Raw genomic sequence first — 14782 nt, forward strand, 5'->3', positions numbered from 1 at the left:
TGAAAATCGGGTCATATCCTATACGACATGGGAGGCACCTGTCCATGAAGCCTTTCCATGCCACCCACAGCAGATAATCTTTCATACGGCCCCAAACCGTGCAGTCGTTCTCTATAACCTGCCCACCTATGAAGAAGGGGGTCAAAGACGCACTGAGCGCATTCTAGAACTTCAGGCACAAGTTCAGAATGGTACCTACATCGTAGAGAGCATGGTTGTAGCAGAATGTATACTGAGAAATGAAACTTATCTCGTGTAAGTTTATATCGATGAGCAGATTGTGCGAACGATACCCATTGTCTACGGGCCTTGCGTTTGAAACTGGCAATGGTAAGGGCACATCGTGACTTGCCATTTTACTAATGCGGCGCCCTCACGCACACGCATTGAGAAGCCTCGCAGCGCAGGGACGCCTGGAATTTGCTTCTGATGAAGGGAGCTATGCATGCTTGTATTGCGACGAAAAGTTGGCGAAAGTATAGTGCTTGCTGGTGTAATTAACATTTCGGTGCTGGCTGTTGAAGGCGAGCGCGTCAAAATTGGGATTAGCGCTCCTCCAGATGTTAGCATCGTGCGCGAGGAGCTGCTACGATCTGTGCCCGAGACACCCGTACAGAATTCTTCCCCCCTACAGCAACGCTAGCTCTATTACGTGGACCGCATACACAAGGAGGAGGTAGTGTAGAAGAGCTTTCTTCTGCACTACCTCCTTTTTCTTTTTGCTAGTCCGCGTGACTCCTCGCGCCTGCGGCGCTCGCAAGGATAAATGCTATGCTGCGCCCTGGCAGCCTCCGGCTGCCAGGGCGCAGCATAGCACTTATCCGAACTTGCAACCCACACTTGTCATATGTAGACGCGTACTTTAGTAGCGTCGGGCCTCCACGTGGCCATTGGCCTGCTCAAGGGTGGTTTCAGGCCCCTTCTGCGCGCCAGCCAGCTCCTGGATAAAGGCTTCGGTCATGTCGCGGGCGATGTCGTCTGAGTACTGGACTGATGGTGACTTCATCAGGTAGGCGCTGGGTGCCTCTAGTGTGCCGCTGATGCCATTATCCATGGCAAGCTTCACCAGGCGCACGGCATCGATAACAACGCCTGCGGAGTTGGGCGAATCCCAGACCTCAAGCTTGAGTTCGACGTTCAAGGGCACATCGCCAAAGGTTCGACCCTCCAGGCGGATATAGGCCCATTTGCGGTCGCTAAGCCAGGCCACATAATCGGAGGGACCGATATGCACATTGTCTCCTCCCAGCTCATAGTCAAGCTGGCTGGTGACTGCGTTGGTCTTGCTCTCTTTCTTGGACTCCAGGCGCTCGCGCTCCAGCATGTTATAGAAATCGGTGTTGCCGCCGACATTGAGCTGCATGGTGCGCTCAAGCTTGACACCACGCTCACGGAAGAGGCGCGCTAGCTTACGATGCACAATAGTGGCACCAACCTGGCTCTTGATATCATCGCCAATAATCGGCACTCCGGCCTCTTTGAAACGCTGCTGCCAGTACTCCTCGCGGGCGATAAACACTGGAATGCAGTTGACCATACCCACACCCGCCTGCAAGATCTGCTCAACATACCACTTGGTTGCTGTCTCAGAGCCTACTGGCAGATAGTTAATGACCACATCGGTCTTGGTATCCTGAAGAATTTGCGCGATATTAGCGGTTGAACCAGGCGCCTTTGTGATCACTTTGGACAAATATTTTCCCAGGCCATCATGCGTCATACCCCGGTACACTTTGGCATTGAGGTAGGGAACATCCGCGAAACGATAGGTGTTATTGGGTTCCTGGTAGATGGCCTCGCTCAGGTCCTTGCCAACCTTGTTGGTATCGATATCAAAGGCCGCGGTAAACTCAATATCTCGGATATGATAACCACCCAGGTTGACATGCATCAAGCCCGGGATAAAATCATCTTCTTTGGCATTCTGGTAATATTGGACGCCTTGCACTAGAGAACTGGCACAGTTCCCAACACCAATGATGGCAACGCGCACTTTGCGATTATCCGCCATGTACTCACTCCTTCATAATGTATACTCTGAAACGCCCTCTTCTTTATGGTAAAGAGCAAGAAAAAAACCTTGAACAGCAACCTTTCAGGCAAGAAGGTCACCATTAAGAGAGAACATTTTTCGTGAGAAATTTTATTCCCAATAATAGGGAAATTAATTACCCATTTCGATTTCTGGCGGATATACCCAAAAAGTTGTAGGGTCCATGCTGGTATGGACTCATAACCTGACCCATGCAAGATGCACACCATATAGGTCGCATTTCACATAGCGAGGCTTTGAGTCCATGCCAGCATGGACCCTACAACTTGCTATTGTTGGAAGAAGGCCAGGGTTGCGCGCACGCCCTCCTCAAAGGAGACCTCTGGCTTCCAACCCAGGAGGCGCTCAGCCTTGCCACAGTTAAATTGCGATTTATAGAGGTCGCCAGGACGCTTGGGAGCGCGCACAATCTCTGGTTCATAGCCAGTAACCGCGGCTAGCGTCTTATAAATACCGTTGACCGAGACCGCCTCACCCGTGCCGATACAAAAAATCTCGTTATCGCCACGCGTAAGAGCCTGCACATTGGCGCGAGCCACATCGGTCACATAGACATAATCTTTACTCTGCTCGCCATCCCAATCGATGCGCACAGGCTGGTGCGTTAAGAAGCGCCTGGCAAAAATAGCGATGACGCCCGCCTCACCATTCGGGTCCTGGCGTGGACCATAGACGTTGCCATAACGCAGAGCGGTATACGTCAAGCCATTGTCCTCATGCCAGTAGCGCAGATAGTGCTCAGCAACCATTTTGGTGATGCCGTAGGGCGACTCTGGACGCTGCATTACATCCTCGTCAACAGGCAAACGCGTAGGCGTGCCATAGGTCGCACCCGAAGAGGCAAAGATAATCTTACGCGTTCCCACACGGGTACAGTTATTCAGGATAGAAAGTAAACCAAAGACATTCACGTGCGCATCGAGTTTGGGGTCCTTTGTGGAAACGGCTACGCTGTGCTGGGCGGCCTGGTGACACACCACCTCGGGCTTTACTGCATCAAAAATATGGGCCAGGGACTCTTCATCGGTAATATCGGCGCGAAATAATTGTGCATGTGGATTGAGGTTTGCCAGGTTGCCACCCCCATGCGACCAGAGATTATCGACCACCGCCACCTCGTGGCCCGCGGCAATATAGTGATCAACAATATGTGAACCAATAAAACCAGCTCCACCCGTGACCAGTATCCTCATGTTGTTAAACCTTTCTGACAAGTATAGCTCTAAGGCACAGTTCAATCGCACCGCCGGAGAGAGGGGATAATGTAGAACATCATGCTTGTATACAAGACATGTTCCAGGTTATTATAGTCACTGGAGCGGCTTTATTTCAACATCCCTACAACCATACACTTTGGAGTTCATGCTTACTTGTCAGAATAGGATAGATCGTCAAACCAGTTTCCTGCTGTAAACGGCTCAGGGCGGCCTCATTGCGGGGGTCAGCCATTGCGACCGTCAAGACATCGTCTTCACAGCCAAGGGGATAACACTGAAGCTCTTGCGCCAATTGCTTGCTTACCAGGTTCCGCACCTGCATTGGGAGGTTGCCTGGAAGCGAGGAAAGATAGGGAACACCCATACGTTGAGCCAGGCGAGCAAGGTCATCAGGTCCAGATGGAGAGGAGAGAGCCTCATGTGGATGCAGAAGTTGCCGTTGATAGAACTGAAAGGAACGCGATGCCTGTCGGAGTTCACTTAAAGCCAGTTGCACCAGTTGTCCGCTTCGTTGTGGTGCATCTGGCAAGGCCCTCAGGCTGCTTTGCATAGCCATGGGACCCTCACCCGTGTCCAACTCCTGCTCATGCACATGCCAGAGCAGCGCCTGCCATAGGCGCTCCTGGACGATGCGCGCGCCCTCCAGCCTCGCCCCAGGCAGTAGAAAGTAGCAGCTTGCCCCTAACACAAAGACCTGGTCTGTCTTGCGCACAAACGCACGTACACGCTCCACGAGAGCATGTGTGCCGTTAGCAGCTTGCTCGGCTTGCTCAAACTCAAACGTAAACGAGACCAGCGCCATTTCCCTCTGTTCACGCTGCCAGAGCGCCAGTACCGCATCCTCCAACTCGTGTAACGCTCCAAGATCTGCATATGCATATGCATTCATAGATGGCGGGTATACTAGTCTGGACGCCCCCTGATCGCGCATGCTATAACTCCTCTACCCTCTGAATTCTTGCATGGATACATGCCGACATAAGCATACCGTAAGAGGCTGGACATCGAACAGCGAAACAGGTTGTATTTGCGTTAAAAGTTTTCCCTGTTGGTTAAGATCAGTATATTCACTCTGTTTTACCCGCGGGTACGTTCTGATACCGCAGCAGGCTCAAGGCGCGCTGTAAAGAGACAGCCTGCATAATTAAGAAATCATTTCTTTGTAACAATTGGAGGAGCACCAGGGCCTGAACATGCTTACGCGCGGGAAGTGTCTCAACCACTTTAGGAAAGGTCTCCTCTAACATGTTGATCGCTACCTGCAAAAAGCTTATGAGATCTCTATCCAGGTACTGCAACGTATCAGGGGCCAGGCCACTCTGGCCCAGGATGGATAGAAAAACAGGTTGGCGTGTATACACGTCGAGCCAGCCCTTCATAGGTATTACCAGGTCATGCCCAGCCCGCCGGGACAGAGCCGTAGCCTTCTCAGACTGGGAACGAGCAAGCGTCTGCTGCCCCTGCTGGGGCTCCGGCAAACGCTCAACTTGATCGAGCATCATCGTAAGAATAGTATTCAGCATATGAGCCCAGGGCAACAGGCGTACGCATTGCCCCTCAATCTCGCGCAAACGTTGCCAGCACTGATAGCGAAGCGCGAAAATCTCAACACTCTCGCGCGTCTCCCCCACCTGGCCGCTCTGGGCCACCGCCGCTGGCATTCGCAATTGCGCTAATGCTGGTATATGATGCTGATAGAGGGCCTGCATCGTAACGAGGAGATGATAGACACACAACTGCAAGGTCTGAAGACTACTCCCCTGTTCAGTAGTGTACGCACAGTACACCTGTAAGGGGGAGAGCAAGGTTTGTACTAAGCGTTGAACAGTTTCAACCTTAAATTGCCCATTTGCCATCGAGGATGATACCTCCTGCTGCCCCATCTCCACCTCCACATCCTATTTTTACTAATACCATTACTACTATTGTACTTGATACAGCTTACATCTGTCACGCCTTTCTCTTCTCAAAAAACAGAGTTGCGCCAAAGTCATTCATTTCAGCTCGCAAGCTCGCCGAGGGTAGGAGGGAAGGGCGTGTGGCACGTGTATTCGCTCGTGCCACATGCCCTTCCCTCCTACCCCTGAGCGCCGCAGGCGCGAAAGTAGAAGCGAAGAAGACTTGACACAGTGCATTTGGCGTATCACAATGAGGAGTGCAAACCGCTTGCGACGGAAGAATTCGTACGCGAACAGCTTCGTCGCTTACGTTAGTATTAGTAGGCTTGCTAATGCTGCCTACCGGGCAGAGCGGCACCTGTTCATAGAAGAATTTAGTAGCAGAAGTAGCAAAGAATTTTGAAGAATAACATGCAACCACCCATTCATTCAGCACCACCCTCAACCCACTCACTGCTGCATGTAGACCAGCTAGCACAAGACGCGGCTCCCGTCGATAACGGCGTGGACATGTCGCCAGAGCAGGCTGCACGAGCCGCCGAACGCGCACGCTTGCGTCAGGGCGTGATGCATGTGCGTATTCGTAATTTCTATTGCACGCTCGAAGAGATCTTCGATCCAACCTTACGCGGTTTGAGCTTTGTCATCGGGACCGGGAACGGACGCCCAAATGAACCCGGGCGTGTCATTGATGCCTCGCCGGCAGCCGTACGCCTGGGCATTATTCCCGGTATGCCGCTACGACGCGCGCACCGGATCGCTCCCCGAACGCGTTTCTTGCCTGCCTCCAATGAACGCTACCAGCCCTATTTACAAAAGTTACGCGAGCGCTACCGCGCCTATTCGCGCATCATTGAATCCCTCCCCCTGGCCGACGTCTTTATCGACCTGCGCGGATGCGAACTGGCGTTTGATTCGCCTGTGACCCTGGGCGAGCGCCTCTGCGCTGAAATCGCAGAGATGGGCCTTACCGCACAGATCGGCATCGCCAATGGCAAGGCCATCGCCGAACTAGCGGCACTTATGAGCCGGCGCGATGGACGCCAGGGCGTACTTTATATTCCACCCGGGCGTGAAGCATCGTTCGTCCAGACGCTCCCGCTCTCGATGCTGCTCCAACTGCGCTCAGCAGGAACCGGCATTCCCGGCGCACTCCCCGAATTAGCAGAAACAAATGAGGCCAGCCGCGCCCACACACCCGATATCGAGGGGAAAAGCGAGCAAGCCGATCCCATCGCGGTCGCCGAGATGCTTGCGCACCTGCGTGACTTTGGCATTACGACCTTTGCCCAGATCGCCACTTTGACTGAAGATGGGCTTGCACGTCGCCTGGGACGCCTGGGAGGCTGGCTCTATCATGTCGCGCAAGGAGAAGATATCAGCCTGGTGATTCCCGATGTGCCACCCCTCAGCCAGAATGCCCGCATCCGCTTCCATCATGCTGCAGATGCCGATGAAGCCTGTGCCGCGGCGCGCAAGCTCGCCAATTATCTCAGTGATCGCCTGCGCGAGCAACGCCTCAAGGGACAGTCGATTGCCCTGATACTCTGGCCCTATCGACCCCAGAAGCGTGAGACTCGCAAGCTGGTTATGGGGGACGATGGCGAAGAAATGGCCGTCACGACAGCCGAGGAGTCCGTAGGGGGGCAAATGCTCCTCTCGCGCCATACCGATGACGCCGATGTCATTGCTCACCACAGCCTGATGCTCTTCGCTCACTATCACCGGGAGGGGCACCGCTACCTCCAGGTACAACTGCGCATTGGGGACATCATCTCAGCACTCCCCACCTACTATCCACCAGCCGTCCGCGGACGCGGACGCCCCACGCGTAAACTCTCGCGCTAAATTGCCCGACGCTGCTAAAGCACGCGTCTACATATAATGGTACGGGAATTCGCGCCATTATATGTAGACGCGTGCTTTAGCAGCGTCGTCCCTATACGCCTGCCCTGCCCTCATGCCAGACCAAAAGCCATGATTTGAAACATGCAGGTAAACTGATACGTTATAGTTATGGCAAGGAATATCCATACGTGCATACGTACAAAGAAGAGAGATGTGTGCCACAAGTGAACGATGATGCAGAGAAACAATCTGCCTCTGAGCAGAACTCATTCGAAGCCAGTACGCAACAAGTAATTCCAGATCAGATTGAGGAGAGTAATCTAACAACTCTCGATCAGCAGGGAGAAGAGAAAGAGGCTGATACCAGTTCTCCAACTGCGTATGCAAACACATCTCTGCCCCTCCCCAGCACGCCTCTGCCTACTACGGTGACTCTAGCAGAGGCAATGCAAACCCATACAGTGGAGGAGCCACAGGAGACCAGTGAGAGCGCCAGTAGCTCAGGTGAGCATATCAAAGAAGATATCTCTGCTTCGCCCGAAACACCACAGCCAACGGCCGAGGAAGTTACAACAACTGAGGTGATGCCTGAAAGTCCTTCAGCCTCTAAAGAGGATACTTCCAATGCCACAGAGAAGGCAGCAACCACGTCTGGGGAACCTGTAGCCGCCGCTGCCACTACTCCATTGTCACCTCTTAAGCCACAAGTATGGGCAGCGAGGCTTCACCTATCGATATTTCAGACCCTGACCCGGCATCAGAAGCTCTCCCTGGGCCTGCGTCTCTTGCTGGTCTTCAGCATCCTCGCCCCCCTGGCTGGCGGAATCGTTTATGGTCTCAGTGGTCTCTCGACATACAATGCTCTGCGCGCACACGCCAACCAGGGTATTCAGCATCTGCAAAACGTCAAGAGCCTGCTTTCAGGTTCGACCTCGCAGAATCCCGCCCAGAAGACGCCCAACCTGCTCAATCCGCAGCGAATCCAGCAGGCGCAGGAGGAGATCAATGCCGCACGCATGGACTTTACCTCGGCCCAGCACATTCTCGATGACTCATCGCTGGTTCATCTGGTAGAGACAAACTTCTCATCCTATCAGCAACAAATTGTCGCCGCACGCCAGGCGCTACGCATCGGCGTTGAAGCAACCTATATCGGCAATGATGCCCTGACCCTGGTCAGCAAGCTCGCACCCAAATTGCATACGCCACTCCTGGGAAACACCAAAGATCCGCTCTTTACCTCTACGGATATTACGCAAATTCAGCAGACGCTCAACCAGCTTCAACCGCGCATCGACCGTATCACGACAGAGGCACAACAATTACAGATCAGCGCACTCCCCCTAAGCGATAAGCAACGCGCCCAGGCCCAGCAATACCTACAAATGCTCCCTCAATTGAAGCAGGGCTTCTCGCTCCTTGAAAGCCTGGCAGGCGTTGCTAACTGGCTACTTGGCGTCAACACACCACGGACCTTTCTCCTGCAAACGATGGATCGAGGCGAGTTACGCGCAACCGGTGGTTTCAATGGACAGTATGCCGAGGTAACCGTTACGGGTGGGCGTGTCTCGCCTATTACACTGAAGGATATCGGTCTGCTTGAGTATGCGCCAGATACCCCCACCAGCGGTCAGCCAGCGCCCGAAGCCTATCGCTCCTGGTGGCCATTCGATAACTGGGGCATTCGCGACGCCAATCTCTCCGCGGACTTTCCCACCTCGGCGAAGATCGTCACGAATTTGTATCATACCGAGGTCAAACGCGATATCGATGGCGTCATTATGTTCTCGCCTTTTATGATTCAGCGCGTACTCGCCGTCACGGGTCCCCTGACCATTAGCGAGTATAACGAGACCGTCACCTCGCAAAATCTGGAGGAACGCCTGCATTACTACCAGCTTGATAACGCGGGCATTCGACGCAGCGAGCTTATCGAGCACGTTGAAGATCCTGCTCAGGCGCGTAAGCTCTTCACCAGTCGCGTCGAAAAAGCCCTGATGCAGCGCATCCAGAACGCGCCTGTCAACGATCTCTTACAACTGGCAACCATGTTTCTCCATAGCCTGCAAACCAAGGATCTAGAGGTCTATCTGGGTAATCCACAGGCCCAGGCTCTTCTTAGTCGCTATGGCTATGCCGCCGAGATTGACCGCGCCACAACCCACGATGGACTCTACATCGTGCAGGAAAACGTGAGTGCCAGCAAGGCCTCGCAATTTACACGCAGTATCTTTAAGGACACGGTGTCCCTCGACGCTCAAGGCGGGGCAACCCATGTCCTCCAGCTTCGCCTGGCCTATAACCAGATCAATTCTGTTTATGGGCTGGATACGCTACGCGATTATGTGCGCATCTATGTCCCCCCCACCGCTAAACTGCTGAGTGGCGATGGCTTCTATACCAGCGATCCTCTCTGTGGCGGAGGCTTTGGCACCTGCCCCAGAGACGGCATTTATTCCCACCAAGAGCTGATCTGTCCACCAGGACAATACGAGGCGGGAGCGAGCGCGCCTATGCTCAACGATCCCTATTATCACCAGTGGCATCCCTTAAACAAGATTGGCGAGCCATCCAGTTCTCAGAGTGATGAACCAGGACGCGCGATGTTCGCGGGCTACCTCGTGGTGCCGAAAAACTGTACGCTGACGGCGACCGTCTCCTGGTACGTTCCCCCGATGGGAACGGCTCCCTACCAGCTTCTCATCCAGCGGCAGAGTGGCACCTTCCCCGAGTGGGATCTCTCGCTCCTGCCACCCACGGGAAACTGCGCGAGCCTCTCCTCAGCAGGCACCTACTTCAATGGCACACTCACGCAGGATCAGAGCTTCCAGCTCAAGTCCCCACAGCAGGCCCTGGCACACGACAGCAATTGTTATCCTGGTCCAGGCGTGTAGAAGGGAATGTGGTGTGCTGGCAAGAGGCGAAGCCTGCCCCTAGCACATCACATTCTTTTGGAACATTTTGACGGGGCTTTTTTGCTATTGCCTCTCTGGAATGAATATGCTATCTTATACTGTACAAATAGCATGAGCTTGGTGCGATGGAACACCCTGAAATACTTTTCCTGTTTTGTAGCCACTCAACGTTTAAAATGTTTTACGGGAAGCTTGTGGAAGAGAAGTATCTATGGAACAGCCAGCGATCCTAACAATTATTCGATCTGACACACATTACCGCTTTCGTCTTGATCTTCCCGATGGCCAGGCGTCCATGGGACAGGAGATCAGCGTCGATCTGAGTCTGGAGACACGTGAACGACTTCGCCGTATGCTGCAAGCCGTCGCACAGTCTGCGCAGACGTCAGGTCTGGCTGAGGGGAAACGCTCCTCCAATACACTCCATGATGTACAACTCGTTCTTGGTCGCTTCCTCTTCGATTCGCTTCTCCCGCCATCTTTACAAGAAGCGCTCCGCAATCTAACTACTCCGTTGCTTCTCAAAACCAATACCCCGGACATTCCCTGGGAATTACTTTTTGACCAGAGTCAGAAGCCAGGACGCTATCTCTGCCAATCTCTAAGCATTGGACGTACCTCCCATACGTATCAGGAACGTGATCTTGCTCAACCTGGTGCATATGTAGAACGCCAGGCACGCAAACAGGGGAAACGCGAGAGCCAGCAAGTTTCTGTGCTCTTTCTGGTCAATCCTACGGGCGAATTTAGTGGCGCGGAAGAGGAGGTTGCGACCCTCTGCACCACCCTTCCCGAGACGGTCTCGCGCAGTATTCTCTACCGCCAGCAGGCCAATCAATTGGAACTGCGTATGCGCGCCGCGACAGAGAATCCCCTGATCATCCACTACGCAGGCGCCCTACCGTTGATGAGTGGTCACGAGCCAGTCCTGGCCCTGGCGGGCAATTCACGCCTGGATGCCGATACGATTGAACACCTTTCGCTCTCCCTCTCAAAGCGCCCCCTGATCTTTCTGAGCTATTACGAGGACGAGCGCCAGACACGCATCGGCACCAATGCTCTCAACCAGCAAGAACGCGATGAGCATACCGAGCGCCTGGCCAATCGCTTTTTGTCATCGGGTGCCGGTGCCGTTATTGCTATGCGTTGGCCGGTAAACCCCTTGCGTGCACGTGACTTTATGGCGCTGCTCTATCAGGATATTGCTGATGGCGTGACCCTGGGCGAGGCCCTGCGTCGCACACGCCAGGCCATCTCCCAGCAATATAGCAACGATACGACCTGGGCCTCCTTCCTCCTGTATGGTGATCCCACGCAACGCCTGGTCACGACTTCGCTCGCGACAAAGGATAGACCGCTGGAACCACAATTCGACGCATTGGATGATAGTCAGATTATGTCGCCAATCCTTCCGTCTGCTAGCACGCCGGATCGCCGCTTCCTGCGCGCCGTTCTCGAAATTGCCTTGAGCGAGGCTCGGCGTATGCATAAAGACTACCTGGGTACCCCCCATCTCTTTATCGCCCTGACCAAGCTCGATGGTGGCTGTACGCAGGATGCCTTGCGCACACTCAACTTCTCACCCAAACAGGTGCGCGATGTCATCCGCCTGGCTCTGGGTTCAGGCAAGGCTAGCATCGATACCCCCATCCTGCCTACCCGCCGCTGTAAAGAGATCTTGCAAACAGCCGAGCGCAACGCGGTCACGGCAGGCTCGTCCCTGGTCGATGAGCGCGCCATTGCGCAGGCCGTTCTAGGCGAGGGCGACGGTGTAACGCATGAGCTACTCACCAAACTGGGCATCAATCCTACACAACTAGTTGAGCTGATTGTCCAGAGCGATGCCCATGCCCTGCTGGAACTTGTTCCCTCGGCGGGCGCCAATCCAGAGGCCGTGCCAGAGGAAATTCCCGGCGTACTGGGAGCGGATGGAGGCGCCAAGGGCAGCAACTCCGTGCTTGAGCGCCTGGGACGCGACTTGACGAAGCAGGCATCCAGCGATCAGTTGACGCCACTCATTGGGCGTGATAAAGAAATTCGCCTGCTCATGCAGACGCTGATGCTCAAGGATCGCAATAATCCCATCCTCATCGGCGATTCCGGCGTTGGCAAAACAACCATCGTGTATGGGCTGGCCCAACGCATTGTCGAAGGCCATGTTCCCGCCGAGCTACGAGGGAAACGACTCATCGAACTCTCAGCCAGTTCCCTGGTCGCTGGCACCAAGTATCGCGGCGAGTTTGAAGAGCGGCTGCTAAAGGTACTGGAAGAGGCGGAGACAAGCGGGAATATTATCCTGTTTATCGACGAGATGCATATGCTGATCGGCACCGGGCGCGCCGCCGACGGCAGTATCGATGCCGCAGGCATCCTCAAGCCAGCCCTGGCAGGCGGACGCTTGCGCTGTATTGGCGCCACCACGCCTCAAGAGTATCGCATGATTGAGAAGGATGCCGCGATGGAGCGCCGCCTGCGCCCCATCCTGGTCGAGGAGCCATCGCCAGAAGATGCGCTCACTATCCTCCAAGGTATGCGCTCCCTCTATGAGGAGCATCATCATACGAGCATTACCGACGAGGCTCTCCAGGCCGCGGTGCACCTCTCGGTCCAGTATCTGCCCAATCTTCGCCTGCCAGATAAAGCCTGTAGCGTGCTCGACGAGGCCTGCTCGCAGGCCCGCATCTTCTGGATGGAGCAAAAGCAGCAAGACGAAGTCGATGACCTCGAAGATAATGGCGACGACTTTCAGGCCATGCCTGTTATTACCGCACCCATGATTGCGGAGGTTATCTCTTATCGCACCGGTATCCCTGTGCAGGCCCCTGGACGCGAGGAGCGCGACCGCTTATTGAGCCTGGATACGCGCCTCAAAGAGCGCGTCATTGGCCAGGATGAGGCGGTGAATCGCGTGACACAGGCCATCCAGGTCGCACGTGCTGGCCTGAAGCCACGCCATCGCCCGGCTGGCGTCTTCCTCTTCCTGGGTCCCACCGGCGTCGGTAAGACAGAGCTGGCACGCGCCCTGGCCGCCGAGGTCTTTGGCTCCGATGATCACCTGATTCGCGTCGATATGTCGGAGTATATGGAGAAACACGCGGTCTCGCGCATGATTGGGGCTCCTCCAGGATATGTCGGCTACGACCAGGAGGGGCAACTAACCGGCAAGCTACGCCGTCGCCCCCATTGTGTTGTCCTACTTGACGAGGTAGAGAAGGCCCATCCCGAGGTCTTTGATCTCTTCCTCCAGGTCTTTGACGCGGGACGCCTGACGGACGCCCAGGGCCATACCGTCGACGCCCAGCACGCCATCTGGATCATGACTTCTAACGTCGGAACGGATATGCTGGGACGCTCTATGCCCAGTGGCTTCCGCGCGCACTCACGCGAAAATAACGAGCAGATGCAGCGCGAACAGCTTATGGAACGGCTACGCCAAACTTTCCGTCCCGAGTTTCTCAACCGCATCGATGACGTGGTCATCTTCCATCCGCTGGATAAGAGCCAGGCTCGCTCCATCACAGGGCTGCAAATGAACGAGCTGGCCGCACGCCTGCTTGAGCAGGGGCTGATCCTGCACGCGGACGAGAGCGCCATCGATCTCCTCTGCAAGGAAGGCTTCAGCCAGACCCAGGGAGCACGCCCCCTGCGCCGCGTGATTGAAAAGCTGCTTACTGTTCCGCTCAGCCTGCGCATCCTGCTGGCGAACCTCCCCCAGAACTGCGAGGTTCACGTTAAAGCCATCGATGATAAACTCGACATAGAGATGCGCGAACCATCCTCACACCTTGCCGAACCCGACGCCAGCGAAATCGAGGTGGACGCAGAACTGACATCATAGTTGAAATGGTGAAATGGTGAAGGCTGGTGGCCTGTGGCCGCCAGCCTTCACCATTTCACCTATCGCCGCACTTTGCTAGTCATATGTACCAGGAGCAAGCAAAAAAATGGAGAGGCGACCGAAATTTCAGTCGCCTCTCCCTGGGTCACAAAGGGAAACCATGTCGCTCTGTCTCACGGAGCCAGGCGTTTGGAAGGATAAAATCTGGAATGGTGGCGATGATGAATGAAAAATTTGTCTGGAGCAAGACAACGCACATGTACAGGCGGCTCAACAGAGTGTAAGAGGAGCCTGGCTCAACTCTCTATCCCTGGAGCAACGCTTTCAACAGTGTGCAGGCCATAGCTCAACAGAGCAGGCTGGCACCCCATTCACCACCGCTCACCACTATCTATAGTATACCTATCCCCACTTCCATCGCCCTTTGTTTCCTGTTTGCCTTCTGGCAAAAATGTCTTTACAAGCAAAAGCGGCTTAAGAAGCCTTCTCACCTGACTTCTTCTACTATGTCTTAGCACGAAAACGCGCCCCCAAAGCCCTTTCTTCTCTATGTCTTATGTAAGAAAAGGGGTATGTTGTTGTGGTAGGTCGGGCAAAGCCCGACCTACCACAACAACATACGTTACTCTGGATTCAAATTGGTAAGGGTATGGGAATGGGAGGTGCGCATCCGTGCACCTCCCATTCCCATACCCTTACTTGTGAGCGCCGCAGGCGCGAATTTGTGATATGATAGGGAACAGGTTGAGAAACATACTTCCCAGAAGACATAAACGCTTCTGTTCTCTGCAATATACCAATGCCGCGAGGAGGTCTTCCATTTTATGAAAGCCGTTAAAACACACGTGGGTCGCTGCGATACCTGTGGCGAGCCTGCCGCCTATGCCCAGCTCCTCTCAGGAGGTCGCCGCTTCCTCTTCTGTGAGGAACACGTCCCGCCCCTGGTCAAGAAACAGGCCGAGGCCGCAAGCAAGCAAGAGGGAACCACGAAATAAGAAAGCGCTCATGCTGAG

General features: G+C 54.5%; 9 protein-coding genes. 5 read left to right on the forward strand and 4 right to left on the reverse strand.

The window, feature by feature from the left end; translation table 11 throughout:
- The first annotated feature begins 445 nt into the window (after nt 1-445).
- Nucleotides 446-643: a carbon storage regulator gene (locus KTE_RS09715; protein ID WP_007907581.1), complete on the forward strand. Its 198-nt coding sequence runs from the start codon at nt 446-448 to the stop codon at nt 641-643.
- A gap of 219 nt (nt 644-862) precedes the next feature.
- Here KTE_RS09715 and KTE_RS09720 read toward each other — a convergent pair whose 3' ends face one another.
- From KTE_RS09720 to KTE_RS09735, 4 genes are all read right to left on the reverse strand, one after another.
- The gene (locus tag KTE_RS09720) at nt 863-2011 is read right to left on the reverse strand and encodes an inositol-3-phosphate synthase (protein ID WP_201380571.1); all 1149 of its coding nucleotides are present in this window, start codon (nt 2009-2011) and stop codon (nt 863-865) included.
- Nucleotides 2012-2322: 311 nt separating this feature from the next.
- Nucleotides 2323-3246, reverse strand: coding sequence for a GDP-mannose 4,6-dehydratase (locus KTE_RS09725; RefSeq protein ID WP_201380572.1), 924 nt, complete (start codon nt 3244-3246; stop codon nt 2323-2325).
- 145 nt (nt 3247-3391) lie between these two features.
- A complete protein-coding gene (locus tag KTE_RS09730) occupies nt 3392-4201 on the reverse strand; it encodes a hypothetical protein (protein WP_236600341.1) in 810 nt (269 codons plus the stop codon).
- Between the two features lie 136 nt (nt 4202-4337).
- Complete coding sequence (locus KTE_RS09735; protein ID WP_201380574.1) at nt 4338-5153, reverse strand: hypothetical protein; 816 nt, start codon at nt 5151-5153, stop codon at nt 4338-4340.
- A 426-nt stretch (nt 5154-5579) separates the two neighbouring features.
- On the opposite strand from KTE_RS09735, the gene KTE_RS09740 reads away from it, so the two are divergent.
- The 4 genes from KTE_RS09740 to KTE_RS09755 all read left to right on the forward strand — a co-directional run bounded on the left by KTE_RS09740 (nt 5580) and on the right by KTE_RS09755 (nt 14764).
- Nucleotides 5580-7016, forward strand: a complete 1437-nt coding sequence (locus KTE_RS09740) for a hypothetical protein (RefSeq protein WP_201380575.1) — start codon at nt 5580-5582, stop codon at nt 7014-7016.
- Nucleotides 7017-7231: 215 nt separating this feature from the next.
- A complete protein-coding gene (locus KTE_RS09745; protein ID WP_201380577.1) occupies nt 7232-9910 on the forward strand; it encodes a DUF4012 domain-containing protein in 2679 nt (892 codons plus the stop codon).
- A gap of 232 nt (nt 9911-10142) precedes the next feature.
- Nucleotides 10143-13769, forward strand: a complete 3627-nt coding sequence (locus KTE_RS09750) for an AAA family ATPase (RefSeq protein WP_201380579.1) — start codon at nt 10143-10145, stop codon at nt 13767-13769.
- Nucleotides 13770-14593: 824 nt separating this feature from the next.
- Nucleotides 14594-14764, forward strand: a complete 171-nt coding sequence (locus KTE_RS09755) for a hypothetical protein (protein ID WP_201370897.1) — start codon at nt 14594-14596, stop codon at nt 14762-14764.
- Nucleotides 14765-14782: the final 18 nt, after the last annotated feature.

Source organism: Ktedonobacter sp. SOSP1-85 (assembly GCF_016587415.1).
Lineage (GTDB): Bacteria > Chloroflexota > Ktedonobacteria > Ktedonobacterales > Ktedonobacteraceae > Ktedonobacter.

Coding starts and splice junctions, on each gene's coding strand:
- KTE_RS09755 (WP_201370897.1), top strand. CDS start 14,594: ATGAAAGCCGTTAAAACACACGTGGGTCGCTGCGATACCTGTGGCGAG.
- KTE_RS09735 (WP_201380574.1), bottom strand. CDS start 5,153: ATGGGGCAGCAGGAGGTATCATCCTCGATGGCAAATGGGCAATTTAAG.
- KTE_RS09740 (WP_201380575.1), top strand. CDS start 5,580: ATGCAACCACCCATTCATTCAGCACCACCCTCAACCCACTCACTGCTG.
- KTE_RS09720 (WP_201380571.1), bottom strand. CDS start 2,011: ATGGCGGATAATCGCAAAGTGCGCGTTGCCATCATTGGTGTTGGGAAC.
- KTE_RS09725 (WP_201380572.1), bottom strand. CDS start 3,246: ATGAGGATACTGGTCACGGGTGGAGCTGGTTTTATTGGTTCACATATT.
- KTE_RS09715 (WP_007907581.1), top strand. CDS start 446: ATGCTTGTATTGCGACGAAAAGTTGGCGAAAGTATAGTGCTTGCTGGT.
- KTE_RS09730 (WP_236600341.1), bottom strand. CDS start 4,201: ATGCGCGATCAGGGGGCGTCCAGACTAGTATACCCGCCATCTATGAAT.
- KTE_RS09750 (WP_201380579.1), top strand. CDS start 10,143: ATGGAACAGCCAGCGATCCTAACAATTATTCGATCTGACACACATTAC.